The following is a 24,503-nucleotide window of genomic DNA, read 5'->3' as shown; positions in this document are numbered from 1 at the left end:
TCTGCAGCGGCAGCGGCGGGACGGGTTCAGCAGGTAGAGGGCGGGCGACATGGGAACGGCACGCGGAGCGGAGGAGACTCCATGCTCTGCGCCCTGACGGCCCCGCGTCAGTCGCGTTGCTGTCAGCGATGGTCACCAGACGTATCACGAAGGTAACGCTTTGTAACAGCCTCAGGCTATGCTCAACGCCAAGCTGTTGCCAGGCCTGGAGTGCGGCCCCAGCGCCAGCAACCCCGGCTGAATGGCGCCCACCCGCTGGACCCGGGCGGCCCGCAGGCTGGGATAGCATCGCCGCGCTCGTGCCGTGGCGGTACGTTTGCGTCCACGGAGGCCTTGGAAATGCTGGATATCGTACTGGTCGAAGACGATGCCCGCCTGGGAACGATGGTCAGTGACTACCTGCAGCGGCATGGCTACCAGGTCGCCCATGAACGCAGCGGCGAACGGGCAGTGGCCCGGATCCTGGCGGAAAAGCCGGCGCTGGTCCTGCTCGATGTCGGCCTGCCCGACCAGGATGGTTTCGAAGTGTGTCGGCAGATCCGGCCCCACTATGACGGCATCATCTGCGTGCTGACCGCCCGCACCGACAACATCGACCAGGTGCTGGGCCTGGAACTGGGGGCCGACGATTACATCGGCAAACCGATCGAACCGAGGGTGCTGCTGGCCCGGCTGCGTGCCCACCTGCGCCGCCACCGCCGGGTCGAGCCACGTGACGGCAGCCTGCGCTTCGGCGAGCTGAACATCGACCCTTCCACCCGCAACGTACACCTGCAGGGCGGCCTGCTGGAGCTCACCACGGCCGAGTTCGACCTGCTGTTCCTGCTGGCCAGCAACGCCGGCCAGATCCTGGACCGCGATGCGCTGCTGCGCGGCCTGCGCGGGATCGCCTTCGACGGCCTGGACCGCTCGATCGATGCCCGCATCTCGCGCCTGCGCCGCAAGCTGGGCGACAACCCGGAGCAGCCAGAACGGATCAAGACCGTTCGCGGCCGCGGCTACCTGTTCAGCCGCTCGGCATGGGGATGACGCGCACGCCGTCGGCGATGCGCGGCCACGCCTTCCACTTCCTGCGCTACGGCATCGGCTTCCTGCTCGCCCATCTGTTGCTGATCGTGCTGGGCCTGTGGGCCTGGGATGCCCTGCTGGAAGACCGCACCGAAGCCGGCCTGCAGGCCGAGATGCGCGGCACGCACGCGCTGCTGCAGCATCGCTTCGCCGAAACCCCGCGTGAACAGTGGCCGGCGCTGGCCCGCGAACTCGACGCTGATTTCGCCTATGCCCTACGCCTGGTTCCTTTGGCCGAGGCGGTGAAGGCGCTGCAGTCCAGCCAGCGACCGCCATTCAACAACGGCCGGGTGCAGATCGACCTGGAGCACATGCGCAGCCTGCAGCGCATCGGTGACAGCGGCTACGCGCTGATGCTGGGGCCGCTGGACGAAGCGCTGCCTGACGAAAGCTGGCAGGACAGCGAAGTCTCCGGCGTGGCGATCCTGCTGCTGATCCTGATGGTGGCGGTGGCACTGCCGATGTACGTGATGGTCTACCGGCTGTGGCGCGACGTCTCGCAGCTGGCCCAGGCGGCGCGGCGGATGCGCGACGGCCAGCTGGACACGCGTGCGCCGCGCGCCGGCACCGCACTGGTGCGGCCGCTGGCCAATGCCTTCAACCACATGGCCGAGCAGCTGCAGCAACTGCTGGAAAGCCAGCGGGTGCTCGCGCAGGCGGTGGCGCACGAAGTCCGCACGCCGTTGGCACGGATGCGTTTCGGCCTGGCCGAGCTGGAAGACAGCGCACTCGACGACGTGCAGCGCGATGCGCTGGGCGGCCTGCGCACCGATGTGGATCGGCTGCAGCACCTGACCGACGCCGGCGTCGAGTACGCCGCACTGGGTCGCTGCCATCAGCTGACCCGCCAGCGCCTGCAGCTGGCGGCGCTGGTGCGCGGCGTGGTCGCCCAGTTCGCGCCGCTGCCGGTGCCGGTGCAGCAGGCGCTGTCGCCGGTGGGCCTGGTCAACGTCAACCGGCACATGCTGGAGCTGGCACTGCGCAACCTGCTCGGCAATGCACTGCGTTACGCGCGCCGGCAGATCCGTATTGCCAGCACCGTCAATGACGGCTGGCTGTGCCTGCAGGTGGAGGACGACGGCCCCGGCATCGCACCCGAACTGCGCGGCCAGGTACTGCAACCCTACGTGCGGCTGGACCCGGGCAGCCCGGGCTTCGGCCTCGGCCTGGCGCTGGTGCAGGTGGTGGCCGACAAGCACGGCGGCCACGTTGAAGTGACCGACTCCGAACTGGGAGGTGCGTGCATCCGCCTGAAACTGCCGCTGGAAAGCGGCGGTGCGGTGACGGGCGAACCGGCCTGCTAGGCCGCCGGTTCGGCGCGTGGCAGGGCAAACACGAACAACGCGCCGCTCGCGCTGTCACGCAGTTCGATCCTGCGCCCATGCAGCTGCACGATGCGCTGCACGATCAGCAGGCCCAGCCCGCCGTTGTCGCCACGCCGAGCGCCGAGCGCGGCCGGTGCCTGGAACAGGTGGGTGCGCAGCGCTGGCGCCACCCCGGGGCCATCATCGGCCACGCTCACCTCCACGCTGTCATCGGTTGCGCGCAGGCGCACCTCGATCTGCCCACCCTCGGGTGCATGCCGCAGCGCGTTGTCGAGCAGGTTGGTCAGCACCCGCTCGACCAGGCCCAGATCAGCACGCACCAGCGGCAGGCCGGGCGGGAACTCGGCGTGCAGGTGCTGGTTGCGCGCCTGCGCCGCCAGCTCGAATTTCTGCAGCACATCCTGCAGCAGTTCCGGCAGCGCGAACACTTCCCACTCCAGGCGCACTTCGCCATGTTCCAGCCGCGCCAGCTCGAACAGCGCGCGTGCCAGCCGGCCGACCTTGGCACTCTGTGCCAGCGCGATGCCGAGATAACGGCGCCGCTCGTCCGGCGACAGCGTGGCGTCCTTCAACGCCAGTGTTTCCAGGTAGCCATGCAGCGACGACAACGGCGTACGCAGGTCATGCGAGATGTTGGCGACCAGCTCGCGGCGCTGCAGATCCTGCTGGCGCAGCTGCTGCCACTGCTCGCCCAACCGTTGCGCCATCTGCGCATGCGCATGTTCGAGGATCACCAGTTCATCGCGCTCACCCGGGCGCAGCGGCTCCGCCGGCGGCAGTGGCGTGGGTGCATCGATGTCGAAGGCCTGGATGCGTCGGGTCAGCCGCCGCAGCGGGCGTGTCACCCAGTAGAAGGCCACCAGCCCGGCCAGCAGGCCGAGGCCACCAACGAGTGCCACCGACCACAGCGTGGTGTTCCACTGGCTGCCGGCGGCGAGGTCGTCGGCCAGCATCTGCCGGTGCTCGCCCACCAGCACCACGTACACATAGCCGGCCTGGCGGCCCTGCACGATCAACGGTGCAGCACTGAACACCTTGCGGCCATCGGCGCTGCGCGGATCATCACCGAGGATCGGCAACGGTGCTCCCGCCAGCAGGCGGCGCAGCGGCGCCACGTCCACCCGGGTGCGCACCAGGTGCCCACTGGGCGCATCGTGGCCAAGGATGCGGCCCTGGTCGTCCAGCAGGTAGACCTCGACGCTGGGGTTGACCGCCATCAGCTGGCCGAACAGCGCGCGCACGGCGGCATCGCGCATGCCGCTGGTATCCATCAGCTCGCTGCGCTGGGCAATGTGCTCGGCCAGGCCCAGCGACAGCCGCTGTACCACCTCCTGCTCGTGGCGGGTGTTGGCCCGCATCTGCAGTGCAAGCAGCGCCATGCAGCACGCCAGCATCAGCGCAGCGGTCACCACCGCCAGCTTCTGCCACAGGTTCGGCTTGATCATGCCGCCGCCCCGGCCGGATCGACCAGCTTGTAGCCGCGGCCCCACACCGTCAGCAACCGCCGTGGGTTGGCCGGGTCCGGCTCGATCTTGCTGCGCAGGCGATTGATATGGGTGTTGACCGTGTGTTCGTAGCCATCGTGCTGGTAGCCCCAGACCTGGTTGAGCAGTTCCATGCGCGCGAACACCTGGTCCGGATGACGGGCGAAGAACAGGAGCAGGTCGAACTCGCGCGGGGTCAGCTCCAGCGCGTTGCCATCCACCGAGGCGGTGCGCGCGACCGGATCCAGCTGCAGGCCGCCCAGTTCGATCGCGCCGGCATCGATGCGTGCGCTCTGCGCCATCGCCTCGGCGCGGCGCAGCAATGCGCGCACCCGCGCTACCAGTTCCGGCATCGAGAAGGGCTTTGCCAGATAATCGTCCGCGCCCAGTTCCAGGCCGACGATGCGCTGGGTTTCGCTGCCGCGCGCGCTGATGATGATGATCGGCACATAGCGCGCCATCGCGCGTGCACGCTGGCAGACCTGCAGGCCATCCACGCCGGGCAGCATCACGTCCAGCACCAATGCATCCCACGGACCTTCCTGCTCCAGCAGGCGCAGGCCGGCATCGCCGCTGGCGGCATGGGCCACGTCGTAGCCCTCATCGCCCAGGTGCATGCGCAGCAGGTCGGCGATGTGGGCATCGTCTTCAACGATCAGCACGCGTTTGGTCGACATCGGCAGCTCGGGGCCAGTGGGGAGGCTGGCAGCATTGTGGCGCGGGGCGGCCGCCGATACCTCACGAAAAATTGAATCCTGCGTGAGGATTCGTTGACCCGGGCGGGTGCAGCATGGCCCCGTCGCCCCTTCCCGGAGTCCGCCATGTCCCTGTCCCGCCGCCATCTGCTGGGCCTGGGTGGTGTTGCCACCGCTGCCGGCCTGCTCGGTCTGGGGGCCTGCAGCCGCGCCGCCCCGGCGGCCGCTGAAGCGCGCCCGCCGCGACAGTTCGAGGTCATGCACAGCGATGCGCAATGGCGCCAGCGGTTGACCCCGGCGCAGTACGCGGTGCTGCGCCAGCAGGGCACCGAACGCCCCTGGAGCAGCCCGCTCAACAAGGAACACCGGCAAGGCACCTTCGCCTGCGCCGGCTGTGCACTGCCGCTGTTCTCCTCCTCCACCAAGTTCGAGAGCGGCACCGGCTGGCCCAGCTTCTGGGCACCGCTGCACAACGCCATCGGCGAAGACCGCGACGTGACCTTCGGGATGCTGCGGGTAGAGGTGCACTGCCGCCGCTGTGGTGGCCACCTTGGACACGTGTTCAACGACGGCCCGCGCCCGACGGGGCTGCGCTACTGCATGAACGGTGCGGCGATGGTGTTCGTTCCCGGCGCCACGGACGGTACCGCCGACGGCTGGCGGGTGCCGGTCGGTTCTTCCCCTGCTTCCGGAGCCTGACGATGCTGCTGTTGCTGCTTGCCTACCTCGGCGGCGCGCTGACCCTGCTCAGCCCGTGCATCCTGCCGGTGCTGCCGTTCGTGTTCGCGCGTGCCGACCGCCCCTTCCTGCGCAGCACGCTGCCGTTGCTGCTGGGCATGGCGCTCACCTTCACCGTGGTCGCCAGCCTCGCCGCCGTGGGCAGCCAATGGGTGGCGCAGGCCAACCAGGTCGGACGCTGGATCGCCCTGCTGCTGATGGCGTTGTTCGCGGTCGCCCTGCTGTGGCCACGACTGGCCGACCGTCTGCTGGCGCCGTTCCAGCGCATGGGTGCCCACTTGAGCGCGCGCGCCGATGCCGCTGATGCCGCTGGGCGTGGCGGCGCATGGACCTCGCTGCTGATCGGCATCGCCACTGGCCTGCTGTGGGCACCGTGCGCCGGGCCGATCCTCGGCCTGGTGCTGACCGGCGCCGCCCTGCACGGTGCCAGCGTCGGCACCAGCACGCTGCTGCTGGCGTATGCGCTGGGCGCGATCACCGCGCTGGCACTGGCGGTGTGGGTGGGCGGCCGCGTGTTCCGCGCACTGCAGGCGCGGCTTGGTCTCGGCGACGCACTGCGCAAGGTGCTGGGCGTAGCCGCGCTGCTGGCGGTGGTGGCGATTGGTCTGGGCTGGGATACCGGCCTGCTCACCCGTCTTTCGACGGTCAGCACCGCACGCATCGAGCAGAGCCTGCTGGATGCGGTACCCGGCGCGCAGCCGGCGGCACCGCCGATGATGATGATGGCCGGTGCCAACGCCGCAGCCGATGCACCGCTGCCGGTGGAAGGCACCCTGCCCGCGCTGGACGGCGCCACCGGCTGGCTCAACAGCCCACCGCTGACGGCCCAGCAGCTGCGCGGCAAGGTGGTACTGGTCGATTTCTGGACGTACTCCTGCATCAACTGCCTGCGCGCGATGCCGTTCGTGCACGAATGGGAACGCCGCTACCGTGACCACGGCCTGGTGGTGATCGGCATACACACGCCGGAGTTCGCCTTCGAGCGTAACCCACGCAACGTGATGAAGGCGGTGCAGCAGCTGAAGGTCGAGTACCCGGTGGCGCTCGACAACCAGTACACGATCTGGCGCGCGTTCAACAACCGCTACTGGCCGGCGCAGTACTTCGTCGATGCGCAGGGCAACATCCGCGGCCACCAGTTCGGCGAAGGCAACTACGCGCGCTCGGAACAGGTGATCCGTCGCCTGCTGGCCGAAGCCGGGCAGACGAACCTGCCGCCACCGGCCGATCCCGCTGCCGCCGACCTGAAGGGCGTGGCCGTGCAGGCCGACATGGGCAACCTGCGCTCGCCGGAAACCTACCTCGGCCACGCCCGTGCCGAGCAGTTCGCCTCACCCGGCGGACAGCGCAGCGACAGCGCGTTCGACTACACGCTGCCGACCACCCTGGCGTTGAACCAGTGGGGACTGTCCGGCCACTGGACCATTACCGACGAGGCCGCAGAGCTGCAGCGGGCCGGTGGCCGCATTGCCTTCCAGTTCCATGCGCGCGACCTGCACCTGGTGCTGGCACCGACCCGCGACGGCACGCCGGTGCGCTTTCGCGTCTGGCTGGACGGCAAGCCGCTGCCCGCCGCCGATGCTGGCAGCGATGTCGATGCCGATGGCAGTGGCGTGGTCGACGAGCACCGCCTGTACCAGCTGGTGCGCCAGCGCGGCACGGTCGGTCCGCACCGCTTCGAGATCGAATTCCTCGATGCGGGCGTGCAGGCCTATGCCTTCACTTTTGGTTGAAACGGGAGGACATGATGAAACTCTCCTTTGAACAGGGCATCGTCGCCGGTGTCGCCGGACTGGTGGCCACCGCATTGATCGCCGGTGTGCTGCTGGTCGACCACGGCGCGGCTGCGGCGCCGGTCGAAGCCAGCGCGCAGACCCAGGCACTACCGGCACCCACGGGCGATGCGGCGTTCCGCGATGACGCGACCCACGCCAGCGTGGTGTTCGCCGGCGGTTGCTTCTGGGGCGTGCAGGGCGTGTTCCAGCACGTCAAGGGCGTGAGCAATGCGGTGTCCGGCTACATCGGCGGCAGCGCCGCCGACGCGCGTTACGAGCGGGTCAGCAGCGGCCAGACCGGCCACGCCGAAGCAGTGAGGATCGACTACGACCCGCGCCAGGTCAGCTACGGGCAGTTGATGCAGGTGTTCTTCTCGGTGGCACACGACCCGACCCAGCTCAACCGCCAGGGGCCGGACCACGGCAGCCAGTATCGATCGGCAATCTTCACCGATGACGCCCGCCAGCAGGCAGCCAGCCGCGCCTACATCGCCCAGCTCGGCCAGGCCGGCAGCTACCGCGCACCGATCGTCACCCAGCTGGTCAGCGGCCAGCGCTTCTACCCGGCCGAAAGCTACCACCAGAACTACATGGCGAACTACCCGCAGGCCGCCTACATCCGCTACTACGACGCACCGAAGCTTGCGGCGCTGGGCAAGCAGTTCCCGGCGCTGTACCGGCGCGAGGCGGCGCTGGTGCCGATGCGGTAGCCGGCATTCCCCCTTGGGCTGACCGACGCTCGGCGGTGCTCTCTGTAGAGCCGAGCCCACGCTCGGCTGCTGTTGGCGGAAGTGCAGCCGAGCATGGGTTCGGCTCTACACACAGAAAAAGACGCACGGCCATCCAGCCGTGCGTTTGGGAAGTATCGGCCGTGCCCCGATCAGGCCAGGCCGACAACGACATGCTAGGCTCGCCATCATCATGGGTACAGCACCAGATGGCGGGATATTCGATGGATACAGATGACCAGGCCTCGATCATTCCCCCCCGCTATCAACGGCTGTCGGATGAGTTGGCCGAAGCCATTCATGGTGGCCGCCTTCCGGTCGGCAGCCGCCTGCCTTCGCTGCGGCAGATGGCCCTGCAGCGCAGGCTCAGCCTGAACACGGTGATTGCCGCCTATCGCCAGCTGGAGGACGCCGGACTGGTGATTCCGCGGCCGAAGGCGGGCTTCGAAGTCGCGCCGCGGCTGTCGGTGCCGGAGCGTTCGCTGCGCGACACCCCATCCGCGCCCACCGCGCCGCTGCAGCAGGTCCTGATGGCCCGGGTACTGGAAGCACAGCGCCGCCCGGGTGTGGTCGATCTGGCCTTCGCCGGCCCACGTGGTCGCCAGTTCTATCCCGGCGCGCAGCTGGCCCGGCATACCGCGCAGGTGCTGCGCCACGGCCAGCAGACGGTGGAGACCTATGCGAGACCCAACGGCTCCCCCCGGCTGCTGGCACAGATCGTGCGCCGCGGTCCGCGCATGGGACTGCACACCCACGCCGAGCGACTCCTGCTGACCCATGGTGCGATGGAAGCCCTGCAGCTGGCGTTGCGCGCGGTCACCCAGCCCGGTGACGCGGTGGGCATTGAGGCGCCGTCCTACTTCAACCTGTATCCGTTGCTGGCCAACCTCGGCCTGCAGGCCATCGAGTTGCCCACCCACCCGCAGCACGGACTGGACGTGGATGCACTGGATGCGCTGCTGGAGCACAGGCCGCTGGCTGCACTGGTGGTGATGCCGACCGTGCACAACCCGCTCGGCTGCACCATGCCGACCGCCGCCAAACAACACCTGGCCGAGCTGGTCAACGCACGGCAGCTGCCGCTGATCGAGGATGCGGTGTACGCCGAGCTGCAGTTCTGCGAACCGCCGGCACCCTTGCTGAAAGCCTTCGATCGCGATGGCTGGGTGATGGTGGTCGGTGGCTTCTCAAAGACACTGGCGCCGGATTACCGCATCGGCTGGCTGGATGGCGGCCGCTTCGCAGAGCGCATCGCACTGCTGAAGTTCCAGTCCACCGGCGGCGAGCCGCAGCTGCTCGGCGATGCGGTGGCCGCGTATCTGGAAGCAGGCAGCTACGAGCACCATCTGCATCGCATGCGTCGTCTGTATCGCGAACAGGTCGGGCGGCTGCGCCAGCTGGTGGCCGAACATTTCCCGCCCGGTACCCGCGCCACCGAACCACAGGGCGGGTTCCTGCTGTGGCTGGAACTGCCGGGCGTGGATACGCGAGAGCTGTTCGAGCGTGCACTGCAGGAGGATATCGTGTTCATGCCGGGCCAGGTGTACTCGCGCGGCGCACGCTACCGCCACTGCCTGCGGCTGTCGTGCTGCCAGAGCCTGGATGCGCGCTTCATCGGTGCGGTGGAGCGGCTGGGTGCGATCGCACGGGAGCTGGCAGTGCGCCAGCTCCTGTAGAGCCGAGCCTACGCTCGGCTGCCCTTCGCTGACGGTCCCCGCTGAGCCGAGCATGGGCTCGGCTCTACAGGAAGCAGGTCAGTCGAGCAGGTGCGTACTCAGGATCTGACCATCCGCCCCCGGCAGATGCGGCAGCCGTCCCCAGCACGGCATCGGCAGGCGCTGCTGCAGCGTGGCGATGTTCTCGTCCTGGCGCTGCATCGCAGGATCAATGTGGTTGCCGATCCAGCCCAGGCGGTCCACGCCGCTGGCCTGCAGTGATTGCGCAGTCAACCGCGCATGGTTGACGCAGCCAAGCCGCATGCCCACCACCAGCAGCACCGGCAGCTGCAGCGCACGCACCAGGTCGAGCTGGTCCAGCGTGGCCGAAACCGGCGCCAGCCAACCGCCAACCCCCTCCACCACCACGATATCGGCCTGCGCGCGCAGTCGCGCGAACGCGGCCACGATCGGCGCCAGTTCCACCTGCACGCCGTCCTCGGCCGCCGCCAGCTCCGGTGCCAGCGGCTGCCGCAGCGCATATGGGTTCAGGTCGGCATAGTCCGGCACCGGCCAGCTGGCCGCCTGCAGTGCCAGCGCGTCCTCGTTGCGCAGGCCCTGCCCCAGGTCTTCGCTGCCACTGGCCACCGGCTTCATGCCGACCGCACGCAGGCCGCGCCGGCGCAGCGCATGCAGCAGCGCAGTGCTGGCCGCGGTCTTGCCGATTTCGGTGTCGGTGCCGGTAACGAACAGGGCGGGCGGCAGCGTGGCAGGCAACGGCATCGATTGGCTCCAACAGGGCAACAGAGCGTGCATTATCGCCGGCCCGTCGCGCTTGCTAGACTGCGGGCATGTTCGCCAATGCCTCGCTCACCGGCAGCAAGCCGGAACAATACGCCCAGCTGCTGGAACAGGCCCGTGGCCTGGTCTACGCCGAGTCCGACCGCATCGCCAACGCGGCCAACCTCTCCGCACTGGTCTACCACGCCCTGCCCGACCTGAACTGGGTGGGTTTCTACCTGTACGATGGCAAGGAACTGGTGGTCGGCCCGTTCCAGGGCCTGCCGGCCTGCGTGCGCATCCCGCTGGACAAGGGCGTGTGCGGTGCCGCCGCCAGCCAGCGGGTCACCCAGCGCGTGGAGGATGTCGACGCCTTCCCCGGCCACATCGCCTGTGATTCGGCCTCGCGTTCGGAGCTGGTGGTGCCGCTGCTGCGCGGCGATGAACTGATCGGCGTGTTCGACATCGACAGCCCGAAGGTGGGCCGCTTCGATGCCGACGACCAGGCCGGCCTGGAAGCCATCGCCCGCGTGTTCGTCGAGGCGCTGGGATGAACGCACCCAAGCTGCGCAACATCGGCCCCAAGAGCGCGGCCTGGCTGCGCCAGGTCGGCCTGCGCAGCCGCGACGACCTGGTCGCGATCGGAGCGGTCGGTGCCTTCGTCAAGGTCAAGCGTGCCGGCTTCAAGCCCAGCCTGAACCTGCTGTACTCGCTGGAAGGTGCGTTGCTGGACTGCCACTGGCAGGAACTGAGCGAGCCGCAGCGCGATGCGCTGGTACAGGACTATGAAGCGCGCATCGCCGCGCATCCGCTGAAGGCGGCCGGCCCGGCGTCTGGCCCGGTGCATGAGCACCGCTTCGATGCCGACGATGAGGCGGAAGACAGCGTGACCGAGCGCGCGGACGAGGATTGAGCCGCGCCCTCCTGTAGAGCCGAGCCCACGCTCGGCTGGCCTTTCTGATCGAAGTGCAGCCGAGCATGGCTCGGCTCTACAAGAGCAGCTCAGGGCTGCTGCAGTTCCAGCAATTCGCCCACCAGCCCGGCCTCACCGCGCTCCAGCCACACACGCAGGCGCGTGCCATGGTCGATGCGCAGCGCCCAGCACAGCGACATCGGCAGGCCGCAGACCTTCGACAGCACCATGCGCAGCGGGCCGCCATGGCTGACCACCAGCGTCGGCACCGGATCGTCATCATCGAGCAGGCGATCCAGCGCGCGCGCGATGCGCCGCTCGAAGTGGCCCCAGCTTTCGCCGTTCGGCGGCGGGAACGCATGCGGGTCAGCATGGAAGGCAGCCAGTGCATCCTCCGGCAGGTCGAACAGCGACTGCCCGTCCCAATCGCCGAAATCCAGTTCCTCCCATTCCTCGTCCGCTTCCACGTCCAGCCCGCGCGGCGTGGCCAGCGCCATTGCCGTGTGCAGCGCGCGCAGCCGCGGCGAACTGATCACCCGCTCCCAGGGCTGCGCGGCGTAGGCGTCGACCAGTTCCTGCGGCAGGCGGGCCAGCTGCGGTGGGTCGCTGCGGCCATCGAGGAACTCATCGCGACCGTTGCCGGCATGGCGGACCAGGTCGAGGATCATGCGTGCGTTCCGTACAGGCAACGCGGGGACAGCGGAAAACGGGCGGACATCGGCAACGGCACCACGGGATCGAGGGACCATTCTAAGGGCACAGCAAAGGCAGTCGAGCAGGCGCGACGCAACGGGAGTGCCTGCGATGCCGTAGACTGCGCGCACTTCCAGGTGACCTGCGGCCACGGCCGGCAGGTTGAAACGGGAAGCCGGTGACGCGTGATTCCACGCCAGGCCGGCGCTGCCCCCGCAACGGTAAGCACGTCAGTTCCGGGCAACACTGCCACTGTGCCTCAGGCATGGGAAGGCGCCTGGACGGCGGCCTCGCGCCGCCCGGCGGCAAGCCCGGAGACCGGCCCGGAAGCCTCAGGTCGCGATGCGGTGGGCATGGCGCTGGATGACCGTGGCGTGCGCTGCGGCATCGGCGCGTGCCTGCCTTCGCGGCTCCTCCCCTTCGCCACGCGGGCGTGCGTGGCACCTGGAGTCCCCCATGAAGCTGCAGTCCCGAATGTTGTCCCTGGCCGTGCTGGCCGCCCTGCCCGCGCTGGCCCAGGCCGCCAATGACACCACCGCGCTCGACCAGATCCTGGTCACTGCGACCCGCACCCCGATCGCCCTGCAGGACAGCATCGCGCCGGCCCAGGTGATCGACCGCGCGCAGATCGAATCCAGCCAGGCCACCTCGCTGCAGGAACTGCTGCGCGGCCGCGCCGGCATCAACCTGACCAATGCCGGCGGCTTGGGCAAGCAGAGCTCGCTGTTCCTGCGCGGCACCAACTCCGGCCACACCGTGGTGCTGGTCGATGGCGTGCGCATCAACAGCGCCGACCTCGGCCTGGCGATGTACCAGGACCTGCCGCTGGCACAGATCGAGCGCGTGGAGATCGTGCGTGGCCCGCAGTCCAGCCTGTACGGCGCGGACGCCATCGGTGGCGTGATCCAGATCTTCACCCGCCGCAACCAGGGTGATTTCGCCCCGCACTTCCAGCTCGGTGGCGGCAGCAACGGCCTGCGCGAAGCCAGCGGCGGGATCGGCGGCGGGACCGAACGCGGCTGGTTCGGCGCTGACATCGCCTACCAGCATTCCGATGGCATCGATGCCTGCCGCGGCTCCTCCTCGGTGTTCACCGCGGGCTGCTTTGCCGACGAGCATGACCGCGACGGCTACCGCAACCTGTCCAAGAGCCTGCGCGGTGGCTACACCTTCAACGACCAATGGAACGTGGAAGGCAGTGCATTGCGTGCCGACGGAAAGAACCATTACGACGGCTACTACAACTATTCGGAAACCCGCCAGCAGGTGCTGTCCGGCAAGCTGCGCTACACCCCGTCCGAACGCCTGGCGTTCACCGCCAATGTCGGCCGCAGTGACAACGAGTCGGACAACTTCGGCGACTTCGATGCCCGTGGCAGCGCCCAGACCCATCGTGACAGCGCCTCGCTGCAGGGCGACTTCGGCATGGCCGAAGGCCAGCTGCTGAGCACCGGCGTGGACTGGAGCGAAGACAACCTGGATGGCAGCAGCGCCGGGTACCTCGTCGACAGCCGTCGCAACACCGGCGTGTTCGTGCAGTACCAGGGCCGCTTCGGCCGCCACCAGCTGCAGGTCAGCGCACGCAACGACGACAACCAGCAGTTCGGCAACCACGCCACCGGCAGCGCCGGCTGGGCGATGGAACTGGGCCACGGCCTGCGCCTCAACGCCAGCTATGGCACCGCGTTCAAGGCGCCGACCTTCAGCGATCTGTACGACCCGTGGAGCGGCGTGCCGACGTTGAACCCGGAGAAGTCCAAGAGCGCCAACCTGGGCGTTTCGCAGCAGGGACAGGGCTGGCACTGGGGCCTGGACGTCTATGAAACCCGCATCGATGATCTGATTACCTACGATGCGGCGACCTTCAGGATGCAGCAGGTGGAGAAGGCGCGCATCCGCGGTGCCGAACTGACCGGTGGCGTGCTGCTGGCCGGCTTCGACATCAACGCCCAGCTCAGCTACACCGACCCGCGCAACCGTACCCATGGCAGCACCCAGTTCGACAACTGGCTGCCGCGCCGCGCGCAGCAGACCGCACGCCTGGACCTCGATCGACGTTTCGGGGCCTTCCGCGCAGGCCTGACGGTTCAGGGAGCGGGCAAGCGCTATGACGATGCCGCCAACGCGGTGAAGATGGCGGGTTACGGTACGCTGGACCTGCGCGCCGAGTACGCGCTGACGCCGTCGTGGACGCTGCTGGCGCGTGCCGCCAATGTGTTCGATCGCCGCTACGAGACCGTGGCGTGGTTCAACCAGCCCGGCCGCGAGTACCAGCTGAGCGTGCGTTACCAGCCGAAATGAAGGCGCGCGCCGGGCATCGCCCGGCGCCTCCTGATGCCATCGACGCATGGCGTCGATCTACTGTAGAGCCGAGCCCATGCTCGGCTCACGCAATGAAGCAGCCGAGCGTGGGCTCGGCTCTACGCCCGAACGCCCGCGGCCAACCCCGGCAACTCACGCAGGTCGTCGATCACTGCCACCGCGTGCGCGCTGCCCAGGTCCAGGCCGCGCGGATAGCCGTAGCGCACCAGCGCGATCGGCATGCCCGCATCTTCGGCGGCGCGGTAGTCGGTCAACGAATCTCCCACCATCAGGCACGCCTCCACCGGCAGCGCGAAATGCGCGGCGATGTGCCGCAGCGGTTCGCCACTGGGCTTGCGCTGCGGCAGCGAGTCACCGCCCAGTATCAGCGCGAACGCATCACCAATGCCCAGGTGCTGCAGCAGCGGCGGCACCAGTGCTTCGGGCTTGTTGGTGCAGATCGCCAGTGGCACGTCGCGCGCGCGCAGCTGCGCCAGTGCGTCGGCCACGCCATCGAACAGGCGCGGGCTGCGCAGCAGGCATTCACGGTAGTGCACCATGAACACCGGCATCACTTCGGCCAGGTCGACCTCGCGGCCTGCCGCATGCACGGCCTGTTCGACCAGGCGGCGCACACCGTCGCCGATCCAGCCGAGCACGGTGGCTTCCGGCACGCGTGCCATGCCGATGTCCTCCAGCGTGCGGTTCAGCGCTTCGGCGATATCAGCTGCGCTGTCGACCAGCGTGCCATCAAGGTCGAACACGACCAGTGGATAGGGATACGACAAGGAACGGTACCTGCACGACGTGGGCCCCCCATTGTACGCCGCTGGTTTCCGCGCCGATCCGCCTCAACCGATCCGGCGCGCTCGGGTGGCCAGGAAGGTGGGAAGATAACGGTCGATCAGGAAGCGCGGCCGCGGCTGCCAGTCTTCCATGAAGCGATCGATGACGAAGCCGGCATCCAGCTGGCCACCAATCAGCTCGGTCAGGCTGTGGCCAAATGTCAATGCGTCGCCACGGGCCAGCTTCGCCTCGCGTTCGGCTTGCGGCAGGTCTTCCAGGTCCGAATAGGGAATGGCGTACTGCGGACGGATCAGGCCCTGTGCATCCAGCTGCGGATCGCGCGCACCCACGAACAGCACCGGATTGTAGAAACTGGCCATCAGCATGCCATCGCGCGCCAGCACGCGGCGGCATTCAGTCCATACCGGGCGCACGTCAGGGACGTAGAGGTTCGAGATCGGGTGGAACACCACATCGAAACTGTCATTGGCAAACACGTGCAGGTCGCGCATGTCACCCTGCACGGTGCGCAGCTGCAGGCCATCGCGCGCGGCGACCGCGCGGTCCTGTTCAAGCTGCCCGTCGGAGAGGTCGAACACGGTGACATCGGCGCCAGCGGCAGCAAGCACCGGTGCCTGTTGGCCACCACCCGAGGCCAGGCACAGGATGCGACGGCCGCGCACGTCGCCCATCCAGTCCAGCGGCAACGCGCGCGGCGTCAGGTGCACCTGCCAGCGGCCTGCGCGCGCGGCAGCAATCGTTGAGCTTTCCACCGGGCGCGACCATTCGCGCGCTTCACTGGCCTGGCGGTCCCAGGCAGCACGGTTGTGGTCGATCAAGGCCTGTCCATGGTTCATGTATCCTCCGTGCCCGGCGGGCGCCAATCCAGATCCTGGAAGGCCGGGCCGGCGAAGCACTCGCCCAGGAAGTCCAGGAATCGCCGCATGATAGCGGGCTGCTGTCGCCGTGATGCGTACACGGCATGAATGCCGAGCTCGTCCAGACTGAATTCGGGCAGCAGTTCGACCAGTTCGCCACTGCGCAGCATCGGCGCCACCTGGTAGGTCGGCAGCATGGCGATACCGGCACCGGCCCGCACCGCCTCCAGCAGCAGCGATGCCTCGTTGGCACTGATGTTGCCGCCCACAGCCACCGACAGCGAACGGCCATCGCGGTGCAGCTGCCACAGGCTCTTGCCGACGTAGTGGTGGGTCAGGCAGTTGTGCGCGGCCAGGTGTTCGGGAGCGGTTGGCGTACCGCGCGCCTCCAGGTAGGACGGCGTCGCGCACAGCACCGAGCGGCAGGTCGCCAGCCGCCGTGCGATCAGGCTGGGATCGATCTGGCGCGCGATGCGCACGGCCAGGTCCACCCGTTCTTCCACCAGGTTCACGGTGCGGTCGACCAGCAGCAGTTCGATGCGCGCGGCAGGATGGCGCGCGACGAAACCGGCCACCGCTCGTGCCAGGTGGCTCTGCCCGAACGACACGCTGGCGGTCACCCGCAGCGTGCCGTGCGGTTCGGGATCATCGCTGGCCAGCTCGCCCTGCAGTTCCTCACTTATCGCCAGCATCTGCCGGAAGCGCGCCAGCGCCGCTTCGCCGGGGCCGGTCAGGCTGACCCGCCGTGTGGTCCGGTGCAGCAGGCGCGCGCCCAGCCAACCCTCGACCTCGGCCAGGTAACGGCTGACCATCGCCCGTGACATGTCCAGCACCTCTGCCGCTGCGGTCAGGCTGCCGCGCTCGGCCACCTCGACGAACACGGTCATGGCGGTCAATCGGTCCATATGCTCGATCCATGCAACAAACAAGCGCGTTATACGCTGTTTTTCGAGCGACTGCAGCGGCCTACAGTGGCCGCGTCCCCCCACACCGCCCCACGGAGTCCTGCCATGAAGATCGCCCTCGTCGGTTCCACCGGCAACATCGGCCGCCAGATCGCCCGCCACGCGCTGGCGAACGGCCACGAACTCACTGTCATCGTGCGCAGCGCGCAGGATCTTCCGGCCGAACTGGCCGGCGCCCATCCGGTGGTCGCCTCGCTGGATGACCAGGACGCGCTGGTCGCCGCCATCGCCGGCCACGACGTGCTGGCCAGCGCCTACGGCCCACGCCCGGGCGATGACATCGGCCGCGTCGGCGAGGTGGCCGCACAGCTGGCCGCGGCCGCGCGCAAGGCCGGTGTACCGCGCCTGGTGGTGGTCGGCGGTGCCGGCAGCCTGGAAGTCGCACCCGGCGTGCAGCTGGTCGATACCCCCACCTTCCCGGAGGCCTACAAGCCATACGCGCTGGCCCATCGAGAAGCCTTCAATCGACTGCAGGTGGTGGACGACCTGGACTGGACCTTCTTCTCGCCGGCCGCCGAAATCGGCCCGGGCGAAGAGCGTGGCCATTACCGCGTGCAGCCCAAGGCGTTCCTGGCCGACGCCAGCGGGCACAGCCGCATCAGTTATGCCGACTACGGCGCCGCGTTCGTCGCCGAGCTGGAAGCGCACAAGTACCCGAAGCAGATCATCACGGCAGCGTATTGATCATGCCGTCCGCCGGGCATGGCCCGGAGCTACCTCCCTGTAGAGCCGAAGGCAACGGCAGGAGCCGTTGCCAACATCGCTTGCGACGGCCCGTAGGGGGCCGGGCAAGGACGCCCGGCATAGCCCGCGCTCGGCTCTACGCGAACATGCAGCCGGGCATTGGCCCGGCTCTAGACAAGGAATTCCCATGCGTACCGCTGCCCTGCTGCTTCCCCTCGCCCTGGCCGCCACTTTCACCAGTGCGCCGCTGCTGGCCGCACCGGCCACCGCGGCGCCGACCACCGCGACGAAATCCCAACTGCACCTGCAGACCTTCCATCCCGGCCCGCAGGCAATGTTCTCGGTGTCCTCGGTGCTGATCGAAGGCCGCCACGACGCGATCCTGGTCAATGCGCAGTTCGGTGCCAGCGACGCGCGCAAACTGGTCGAGCTGATCCGCACCAGCGGCAAGCAGTTGACCACGATCTATATCAGCCACGGCGATCCGGACTACTACTTCGGCCTGGCCACGCTGCAGGATGCGTTCCCGCAGGCGCGCATCGTCGCTACCGCGCAGACCGTTGCCCACATCCAGCAGACACAGGCCGGCAAGCTGGCCTACTGGGGCCCGAAGATGGCTGCCGACGTGCCCGCGCGCATCGTGCTGCCGCAGGTGCTGGAGGGCGATGCCCTGCAACTGGAAGGCCAGCGCCTGCCGCTGATCGGCCTGGACGGACCGACCCCGGACCGCACCGTGCTGTGGGTGCCGTCGCTGCGCGCGATCGTCGGTGGCATTCCGGTGGTGGCGGGCGAGCACGTGTGGATGGCCGACACGCAGACGCCGAAGTCACATGCCGACTGGCTGCAGACCCTGCAGCAGCTGCAGGCGCTGAAGCCGAAGGTGGTGGTGCCGGGGCATTACGCGCCAGGTGCGGCGCTGGATGCCAGTGCACTGCGCTTCACTGCGGACTACATCCGCACGTTCGATATCGAAGCGGCAAAGGCGAAGGACAGTGCGGCGCTGGTGCAGGCAATGCAGTCGCGCTACCCGAAGCTGGATGGCGTCGCATCGCTGGAGCTGAGCGCGAAGGTGGCCAAGGGCGAGATGCAGTGGCCATGAGGTAGGGAGTTTTCTTTTGCAGGGCTGCGCCCTGCACCTGCTCAATGCAACGGCAACAGCCGAAGCAACAGCAACAGCTGGCTATCCGTGGGATGGCGAGGTGGGTCCGGTTGCGGGGGACGCTGCAAGTACGTCCATGTAAGCTCGGTCGCCGCATCCATGCGGCTCACGCCCCCGCAACCGACCCCACCCCGCCTTCGACAGTTTCCTGCTGCTGACGGAACCTGCTGCTGTTGGTGGGTGCCGACCGTTGGTCGGCACGGCAATGATCAGTGCTCGAACAATTCCCCCTGCACCACCGGTTCCTTTTCGCGGAAGCCACCCAGGCCGACGCCGACCAGGCGGTAACGGGTCTCCGCCGGCAGGTCGACGCGGGCGCGCAGGGCCAGCGCGATGTCGCGCAGTTCTTCCATCGATTCCGGCGGGCGCTCCGGGGTGAAGCTGCGGGTGAGGATGCGGAACTGCGCGGTCTTCAGTTTCAGCACCACGGTGTGGCCGACGCGCTCGGTCTTGCGCGTGGCCTTCCAGGTCTTCTCCGCCAGTTGCACGATCGCCTCGCCCAGGTCTTCCAGCAGCAGGTCCTCGGCAAAGGTGTCCTCCGAGGAGATCGACTGTACCTGCTGGTCCGGTTCCACCGGCCGCTCGTCGACGCCGCGTGCGCGGTTGTACAGGCTGCGGCCGAAACTGCCGAACGCCTCTTCCAGATCGGTCAATGCCCATTGCCGCAGATCGCCGCAGGTGGCGATGCCGCGCGCGGCAAGTTTTCCTTCCATCACCTTGCCGACGCCGGGCACCCGGTTCACCGGCAACGGCTGCAGGAACGCGTCCACCCGCTGCGGTGGAATCACGAACTGGCCATCGGGCTTGCGCCAGTCCGAAGCGATCTTGGCCAGGAACTTGTTCGGCGCGATCCCGGCTGAAGCGGTCAGGTTCGTCTCCTCACGGATCTGCGCACGGATGGTGCGGGCGATGTCGGTGGCCAGTTCGATGCCGCTCTTCGGCTCGGTCACGTCCAGGTAGGCCTCGTCCAGCGACAACGGCTCGACCAGGTCGGTGTGGCGCAGGAAGATCTCGCGCACCTGGCGTGACACCGCCTTGTAACGTGCAAAGTCAGGCGGCACGAAGATCGCGTCCGGACACAGGCGTTCGGCGCGCAGCGCCGGCATCGCCGAACGCACGCCGAACACGCGTGCCTCGTAGGACGCCGCACACACCACCGAGCGCGCGCCGCGCCATGCCACAACCACCGGCTTGCCGCGCAGTGACGGATCGTCGCGCTGCTCCACCGACGCGTAGAACGCGTCCATGTCGACGTGGATGATCTTGCGCAGTCGGGTCATGTCAGGCGGAAAGGGCGGGGGCGTGCCGAACGGGCCACACGCCGAAGTATGGTCGTTGCACATCAACAGGATGCGCGTATTCCATTGAAAACACTACGGTTGCGTACGGTTGAAATGTTTGATCGGCGCAGTTTCCACGGGCATCCTCGAACGCTTGTTTCCCTGTTTCCCGCTTCCAGGATTGTGCTTCATGACCCGTCTCCACGCGTTCAACCGCGAACAGCTGCTGGCCAGCGCACGCGGTGAACTGTTCGGCACCGCCGCCGGCCGTTTGCCCAACGATCCGATGCTGATGTTCGACCGCATCACCGACATCCACGAGGACGGCGGACCGCACGGCAAGGGCATGGTACGCGCCGAGCTGGATATCCGCCCGGACCTGTGGTTCTTCGGCTGCCACTTCATCGGCGACCCGGTGATGCCAGGCTGCCTGGGCCTGGATGCCATGTGGCAGCTGACCGGCTTCTTCCTGACCTGGCTGGGCGCCCCCGGCAAGGGCCGCGCGCTGGGCTGTGGCGAGGTGAAGTTCACCGGCCAGGTACTGCCGGACGCCAAGCTCGTACGCTACGAGATCGACATCAGCCGGGTCATCAACCGCAAGCTGGTGATGGCCCAGTCCGATGCCCGCATGTACGTGGATGATCGCGAAATCTACAGCGCCCGCGACCTGCGCGTCGGCCTGTTCACTGAAACCGGGAGCTTCTGATGCGTCGCGTTGTCATCACCGGCATGGGCATCACCTCCTGCCTCGGCAATGATCTGGATACCGTTTCGGCCGCGCTGCGCGAAGGGCGCTCGGGCATCACCGCCCTGGCCGACCACGCCGAAGCGGGCCTGCGCAGCCAGGTCGGCGGTCGTGTCGACCTCGATCTGGAGGCGCTGATCGACCGCAAGCAGAAGCGCTTCATGAGCGACGCGGCGGCCTTCGCCTACCTGGCCATGCGCGATGCCATCGCCGATGCCGGGCTCAGCGCCGAGCAGGTCAGCAGCCTGCGCACCGGCCTGATCGCCGGTTCCGGTGGCGGCTCCAGCGAATGGCAGATCGGCGCGGTCGACCTGCTGCGCGAACGTGGTGTGCGCAAGGTCGGCCCGTACATGGTGCCGCGCACGATGTGCTCGACGGTCTCGGCCTGCCTGGCCACCGCCTACCAGATCAAGGGCGTCAGCTATTCGTTGTCGGCCGCCTGCGCGACCTCGGCGCACTGCATCGGCGCCGCCGCGGACATGATCCGCCATGGCGCGCAGGACATCATGTTCGCCGGTGGCGGCGAAGACCTGCACTGGTCGATGAGCGTGATGTTCGATGCGATGGGCGCGCTGTCGACCAGCTTCAACGAGACCCCGGCCAGCGCCTCGCGCCCGTACGACAAGGACCGCGACGGCTTCGTCATCGCCGGCGGTGGTGGCATGCTGGTGCTGGAGGACTACGACCACGCCGTTGCGCGCGGCGCGCGCATCCATGCCGAACTGATCGGCTATGGCGTGACCTCCGACGGTGCCGACATGGTCGCCCCGTCCGGTGAAGGCGCGGTGCGCTGCATGAAGATGGCACTGCAGGGCGTCGATCGCCCGCTGGATTACCTCAACACCCACGGCACCTCCACGCCGCTGGGCGACGTCACCGAGCTCAACGCCATCCGCGAAGTGTTCGGCGATGCGGTGCCGCCGCTGTCCTCGACCAAGGCGCTGTCCGGCCATTCGCTGGGTGCGGCCAGCGTGCACGAGGCGATCTACTGCCTGCTGATGATGCGCGATGGCTTCGTTGCCGGTTCGGCCAACATCGGCGAACTGGACCCGAAGGTGGAGAGCTTCCCGATCCTGCGCGAAAGCCGCGCGCAGACGCTGGACACGGTGATGTCCAACAGCTTCGGCTTCGGTGGCACCAACGCCGCGCTGGTGTTCGGGCGGGTGTGATGGGGGCAGGTGTGCCGACCAACGGTCGGCACCCACCAATAGATGTAGAGCCGAGCCATGCTCGGCTCAGTGCCGGCTAACGGTCGGCACCTACCGCTTATTTCGGCAACAACGGCACCAGCAACGCGTGCGCATCCACCAGCGAACCGACAATGCGATGGCCAAGCGCGCGCAGCTCTTCGTCAGGATGCACCAGGTCCGGTACCTGGATCACGGTCATGCCAGCGGCCAATGCCGCGCGCGTGCCAGCGGGTGAGTCTTCCAGCGCCAGGCAGCGCCCAGGCACCTGGCCCAGTCGCTGCGCGGCCAGCAGGTAGATGTCCGGCGCCGGTTTCGGCCGCGCCACGTCGCCACTGGTGATCACCGCGTCGAAATACGGCAGCAGTCCGGCCGCCGCCAGCTTGCGGTTGGCACGCGGCTGCCGCGTGGTGGTGGCCACCGCGCGCGGTACCGCGTGCGCCTTCAGCAGCTCCAGCAGTTCCAGGATGCCCGGACGCAACGGCAGGCCGGTCTGTGTGCGTCCTTCGTACAGTTCGTGGCAGCGTGCAGCGACCGCCTCGATCACGCTGTCCTCGATACCCTGCGCACGCAGCAGCGCGTGCGAATCCCGGTCGCCGAGGCCGACCATGCGCAGGAACACTGCCTCGTCCAGGCCCAGTGCGAATTCGTCGGCGGCCTCGCTCCAGCAGGCCAGCGAGACGCGCTCGCTGTCGATCATCAGGCCGTCCATGTCGAAGATGACGGCGTCGGGGAGGAACGGCAGCGCAGCAATGGTGGTCATGGAGCGAACAGCGTATCCAGGTCGGTGGAAGTGAGCTGCCGCCATTGCCCCTCGTCCAGTCCCTGCAGGTCCAGCCCGCCAACACGGCTGCGGTGCAGGGCCTGCACGTGGTTGCCGGTGGCGGCGAACATGCGGCGTACCTGATGGTAGCGGCCTTCGTGCAGCACCAGGCGCGCGCGACGCGCATCCAGCACTTCCAGTTCAGCCGGCAGCAGGGGCGTCTTCTCGGACTCCAGCATCAGCGTGCCGCTGGCGAACAGCGCCACCTCGTCGCCGCGCAGGTCCTCGCTCAATTCGACCTCATAGACTTTCGGCAGCTTCGACTTCGGCGAGATGATCCGGTGCAGCAGGCTGCCATCGTCGGTCAGCAGCAGCAGGCCGCTGGTCTCGCGGTCGAGGCGGCCCACCGTGGACAGCACCGGATCGCGGTCGCGGAAGCGCGGCGGCAACAGGTCGTAGATCAGGCGGCCGGTATCCTTGGTCGAACAGGTGTAGCCAGCCGGCTTGTGCAGCGCGATCGACAGGCCCACCGGCGGGTCCAGCGGCTCGCCATCAACCCGGATCACCTCGTGCGGCACCTGGTCGTCGGCGTACAGTACCTCGCCGTCGGCGTCGGTGATGCGGCCTTCGCGGAACATCCACTGCACCTGCTTGCGGCTGCCATAGCCCAGATTGGCAATGTGCTTGACCAGTTTCACTTGCCTTTCCCCTTCACCGCTTCAACCAGCTTGAAGCCGTCGCGTTCGGCGACCACGCGCACCGCGCCGAAGCTGTCGTTGAGGGTGTGCTCGTACGGCAGGTGGCGATTTGCCACCACGTACAGGCGCCCGCCCGGGCGCAATGCCTGCGCAGCCACGGCGATGAAGCGCTGGCCGATGTCCGGGCGGTCAGCGCGCGACGGCGTATGGAACGGCGGGTTGCTGATGATGACGTCGTAGCCCGGCTCGATGCCGGCGGTGACGTCCTGCCACAGGAAGCGCAGCGGCAGCGGGCGCGGCGGCGGCGCCAGATTGAGCTCGGCCAGCGCCAGTGCGCGCTGCTCGGCCTCGTACAGGTCCAGCGCGGTGATCTTCGGGCAGCGTTCCAGGAGTTCGCGCGACAGGTAGCCGTAGCCGGCGCCGAGGTCGGCGGCACGCCCGGCCAGGTCGGCCGGCAGGTGCTCGGCCAGCAGCGCCGACGCCGGATCGATGCGATCCCAGGCGAACACGCCCGGGCGGCTGAGGAAACGGCCACCGACGATCGGGCGCACCGCGTCCAGTGCCGACCAGCGCTTGGCCAGGTCGGCATCGTGCTGGCCCTGCATCGGGGCGGTCCAGTACACGCGGCAGTGGTTCTTGGTCAGGCTGCCGCCGAGGCCGGCCAACTGCTTGAGGTCGCCCTCGCCGGAGCGCGCGCCTTCGTTGTTGGACTGGCAGGCAACGATGCGGCCGCCGTCGGCGACCAGCGCCAGCGCACGGGCGAACAGCGCACGGGCTTCTTCACGCTGGCGCGGCGGCAGCACCAGCACCAACGGGTAGCGGCCCTTGCCGGCCACATCATCCAGCTGGCCGCTGACGGTCCAGCCGGCGGCCTGCTGCAGCGGCTGCGCGAACGGGGCGAAGCTCTGTTCACAGTGCACCTCGCGGTTGCCGGCCGCTTCGCGCAGCGGCCAGCCGTCGCGGGCCCGCAGGAAGGCCACCGGACCTTCCGGCCAGCGCAGGGCACCTTGTGAAAACGGCAGGAACAGGGTCTGCAGGGGGGCGTCGTCGCTGGAGGCCATCGGCGCGGGTACTTCAAGCGTGAGGGCCGTCCATTGTACCGGCTTGACCGGGCCGGCCCCGGCAGCCGCTTTGCGAAACCCGAACGGGGCTTTGATCTGCCAGCAACATTGAAACGTTCAGGGTAGAGGCTCCCCCGGAAAC

24 protein-coding genes and 1 riboswitch are annotated in these 24,503 nt (G+C 68.3%); of the genes, 13 read left to right on the top strand and 11 right to left on the bottom strand.

Annotated elements, in window-relative coordinates; genetic code table 11:
- Window positions 1-339: 339 nt before the first annotated feature.
- Together O0J15_RS06115 and O0J15_RS06110 are read left to right on the top strand one after the other, a co-directional pair.
- Window positions 340-1,029 (top strand): winged helix-turn-helix domain-containing protein, encoded by a 690-nt coding sequence (locus O0J15_RS06115; RefSeq protein WP_010484092.1) that lies wholly within the window; start codon window positions 340-342, stop codon window positions 1,027-1,029.
- Window positions 1,026-2,372 carry an ATP-binding protein gene (locus tag O0J15_RS06110; RefSeq protein WP_111102060.1) on the top strand — a complete coding sequence of 449 codons (1,347 nt, stop codon included), beginning with the start codon at window positions 1,026-1,028 and terminating at the stop codon, window positions 2,370-2,372. The genes O0J15_RS06115 and O0J15_RS06110 overlap by 4 nt, the downstream gene beginning before the upstream one ends.
- On the opposite strand, the gene O0J15_RS06105 is transcribed toward O0J15_RS06110, so the two are convergent.
- Both O0J15_RS06105 and O0J15_RS06100 read right to left on the bottom strand, forming a co-directional pair.
- Window positions 2,369-3,838: a HAMP domain-containing sensor histidine kinase gene (locus O0J15_RS06105; RefSeq protein ID WP_180877027.1), complete on the bottom strand. Its 1,470-nt coding sequence runs from the start codon at window positions 3,836-3,838 to the stop codon at window positions 2,369-2,371. The genes O0J15_RS06110 and O0J15_RS06105 overlap by 4 nt on opposite strands.
- Window positions 3,835-4,554, bottom strand: a complete 720-nt coding sequence (locus O0J15_RS06100) for a response regulator transcription factor (protein WP_005407947.1) — start codon at window positions 4,552-4,554, stop codon at window positions 3,835-3,837. Before O0J15_RS06100 ends, O0J15_RS06105 begins: the two co-directional genes overlap by 4 nt.
- 144 nt (window positions 4,555-4,698) lie before the next feature.
- On the opposite strand from O0J15_RS06100, the gene msrB reads away from it, so the two are divergent.
- The 4 genes from msrB (at window position 4,699) to O0J15_RS06080 (ending at window position 9,489) form a co-directional block, all read left to right on the top strand.
- Complete coding sequence (gene msrB, locus O0J15_RS06095) at window positions 4,699-5,271, top strand: peptide-methionine (R)-S-oxide reductase MsrB (RefSeq protein WP_111097713.1); 573 nt, start codon at window positions 4,699-4,701, stop codon at window positions 5,269-5,271.
- Between the two features lie 2 nt (window positions 5,272-5,273).
- Window positions 5,274-7,043 carry a cytochrome c biogenesis protein DipZ gene (locus O0J15_RS06090; RefSeq protein WP_308305312.1) on the top strand — a complete coding sequence of 590 codons (1,770 nt, stop codon included), beginning with the start codon at window positions 5,274-5,276 and terminating at the stop codon, window positions 7,041-7,043.
- 14 nt (window positions 7,044-7,057) lie between these two features.
- Window positions 7,058-7,795 carry a peptide-methionine (S)-S-oxide reductase MsrA gene (msrA, locus tag O0J15_RS06085; RefSeq protein ID WP_308305311.1) on the top strand — a complete coding sequence of 246 codons (738 nt, stop codon included), beginning with the start codon at window positions 7,058-7,060 and terminating at the stop codon, window positions 7,793-7,795.
- A 242-nt stretch (window positions 7,796-8,037) separates the two neighbouring features.
- Entirely contained in the window at window positions 8,038-9,489 is a 1,452-nt protein-coding gene (locus O0J15_RS06080; protein WP_308305310.1) for a PLP-dependent aminotransferase family protein, read from the top strand.
- 78 nt (window positions 9,490-9,567) lie between these two features.
- Here O0J15_RS06080 and bioD read toward each other — a convergent pair whose 3' ends face one another.
- Window positions 9,568-10,251 carry a dethiobiotin synthase gene (gene bioD, locus O0J15_RS06075; protein ID WP_021203375.1) on the bottom strand — a complete coding sequence of 228 codons (684 nt, stop codon included), beginning with the start codon at window positions 10,249-10,251 and terminating at the stop codon, window positions 9,568-9,570.
- A 68-nt stretch (window positions 10,252-10,319) separates the two neighbouring features.
- On the opposite strand from bioD, the gene O0J15_RS06070 reads away from it, so the two are divergent.
- Together O0J15_RS06070 and O0J15_RS06065 are read left to right on the top strand one after the other, a co-directional pair.
- Window positions 10,320-10,802, top strand: a complete 483-nt coding sequence (locus tag O0J15_RS06070; protein WP_005407940.1) for a GAF domain-containing protein — start codon at window positions 10,320-10,322, stop codon at window positions 10,800-10,802.
- Window positions 10,799-11,161, top strand: coding sequence for a TfoX/Sxy family protein (locus O0J15_RS06065; RefSeq protein WP_308305309.1), 363 nt, complete (start codon window positions 10,799-10,801; stop codon window positions 11,159-11,161). Before O0J15_RS06070 ends, O0J15_RS06065 begins: the two co-directional genes overlap by 4 nt.
- A gap of 89 nt (window positions 11,162-11,250) precedes the next feature.
- Here the strand turns inward: O0J15_RS06065 and O0J15_RS06060 are convergent, their stop codons facing one another.
- Complete coding sequence (locus O0J15_RS06060; RefSeq protein WP_021203373.1) at window positions 11,251-11,829, bottom strand: histidine phosphatase family protein; 579 nt, start codon at window positions 11,827-11,829, stop codon at window positions 11,251-11,253.
- Between the two features lie 143 nt (window positions 11,830-11,972).
- Window positions 11,973-12,196, top strand: a riboswitch (cobalamin riboswitch).
- Between the two features lie 114 nt (window positions 12,197-12,310).
- On the opposite strand from O0J15_RS06060, the gene btuB reads away from it, so the two are divergent.
- Window positions 12,311-14,155, top strand: coding sequence for a TonB-dependent vitamin B12 receptor (gene btuB, locus O0J15_RS06055; RefSeq protein WP_308305308.1), 1,845 nt, complete (start codon window positions 12,311-12,313; stop codon window positions 14,153-14,155).
- 119 nt (window positions 14,156-14,274) lie between these two features.
- On the opposite strand, the gene gph is transcribed toward btuB, so the two are convergent.
- From gph to O0J15_RS06040, 3 genes are all read right to left on the bottom strand, one after another.
- Window positions 14,275-14,943, bottom strand: coding sequence for a phosphoglycolate phosphatase (gene gph, locus O0J15_RS06050; protein ID WP_019660933.1), 669 nt, complete (start codon window positions 14,941-14,943; stop codon window positions 14,275-14,277).
- A 63-nt stretch (window positions 14,944-15,006) separates the two neighbouring features.
- Window positions 15,007-15,798, bottom strand: coding sequence for a class I SAM-dependent methyltransferase (locus O0J15_RS06045; RefSeq protein ID WP_019660932.1), 792 nt, complete (start codon window positions 15,796-15,798; stop codon window positions 15,007-15,009).
- A complete protein-coding gene (locus O0J15_RS06040; protein ID WP_019660931.1) occupies window positions 15,795-16,724 on the bottom strand; it encodes a LysR family transcriptional regulator in 930 nt (309 codons plus the stop codon). Before O0J15_RS06040 ends, O0J15_RS06045 begins: the two co-directional genes overlap by 4 nt.
- A gap of 105 nt (window positions 16,725-16,829) precedes the next feature.
- Here O0J15_RS06040 and O0J15_RS06035 point away from each other — a divergent pair, with 105 nt between their 5' ends.
- On the top strand, window positions 16,830-17,468 hold the full coding sequence (locus tag O0J15_RS06035) for an NAD(P)-dependent oxidoreductase (protein WP_164144235.1): 639 nt from the start codon (window positions 16,830-16,832) through the stop codon (window positions 17,466-17,468).
- 187 nt (window positions 17,469-17,655) lie between these two features.
- A complete protein-coding gene (locus tag O0J15_RS06030; RefSeq protein ID WP_308305307.1) occupies window positions 17,656-18,567 on the top strand; it encodes an MBL fold metallo-hydrolase in 912 nt (303 codons plus the stop codon).
- A gap of 269 nt (window positions 18,568-18,836) precedes the next feature.
- On the opposite strand, the gene dinB is transcribed toward O0J15_RS06030, so the two are convergent.
- On the bottom strand, window positions 18,837-19,907 hold the full coding sequence (gene dinB, locus O0J15_RS06025) for a DNA polymerase IV (protein WP_134734979.1): 1,071 nt from the start codon (window positions 19,905-19,907) through the stop codon (window positions 18,837-18,839).
- Between the two features lie 190 nt (window positions 19,908-20,097).
- On the opposite strand from dinB, the gene fabA reads away from it, so the two are divergent.
- Both fabA and fabB read left to right on the top strand, forming a co-directional pair.
- On the top strand, window positions 20,098-20,613 hold the full coding sequence (gene fabA / locus O0J15_RS06020; protein WP_014035851.1) for a 3-hydroxyacyl-[acyl-carrier-protein] dehydratase FabA: 516 nt from the start codon (window positions 20,098-20,100) through the stop codon (window positions 20,611-20,613).
- Window positions 20,613-21,821, top strand: coding sequence for a beta-ketoacyl-ACP synthase I (fabB, locus tag O0J15_RS06015; RefSeq protein WP_019660927.1), 1,209 nt, complete (start codon window positions 20,613-20,615; stop codon window positions 21,819-21,821). The genes fabA and fabB overlap by 1 nt, the downstream gene beginning before the upstream one ends.
- Before the next feature lie 97 nt (window positions 21,822-21,918).
- Here the strand turns inward: fabB and O0J15_RS06010 are convergent, their stop codons facing one another.
- The 3 genes from O0J15_RS06010 to O0J15_RS06000 are packed head-to-tail and all read right to left on the bottom strand — an operon-like array spanning window position 21,919 to window position 24,361.
- Window positions 21,919-22,602: an HAD family phosphatase gene (locus O0J15_RS06010; protein ID WP_180877013.1), complete on the bottom strand. Its 684-nt coding sequence runs from the start codon at window positions 22,600-22,602 to the stop codon at window positions 21,919-21,921.
- Window positions 22,599-23,300: a pseudouridine synthase gene (locus O0J15_RS06005; RefSeq protein WP_019660925.1), complete on the bottom strand. Its 702-nt coding sequence runs from the start codon at window positions 23,298-23,300 to the stop codon at window positions 22,599-22,601. Before O0J15_RS06005 ends, O0J15_RS06010 begins: the two co-directional genes overlap by 4 nt.
- Window positions 23,297-24,361 (bottom strand): class I SAM-dependent methyltransferase, encoded by a 1,065-nt coding sequence (locus O0J15_RS06000; RefSeq protein WP_308305306.1) that lies wholly within the window; start codon window positions 24,359-24,361, stop codon window positions 23,297-23,299. The genes O0J15_RS06005 and O0J15_RS06000 overlap by 4 nt, the downstream gene beginning before the upstream one ends.
- Between the last annotated feature and the right edge of the window lie 142 nt (window positions 24,362-24,503).

This window comes from Stenotrophomonas sp. Sm10 (genome assembly GCF_030985515.1).
Taxonomy (GTDB): Bacteria; Pseudomonadota; Gammaproteobacteria; order Xanthomonadales; family Xanthomonadaceae; genus Stenotrophomonas; species Stenotrophomonas hibiscicola.
The sequence above is the reverse complement of the archived record's forward strand: the minus strand, read 5'-3'. Positions and strand labels throughout refer to the sequence as shown.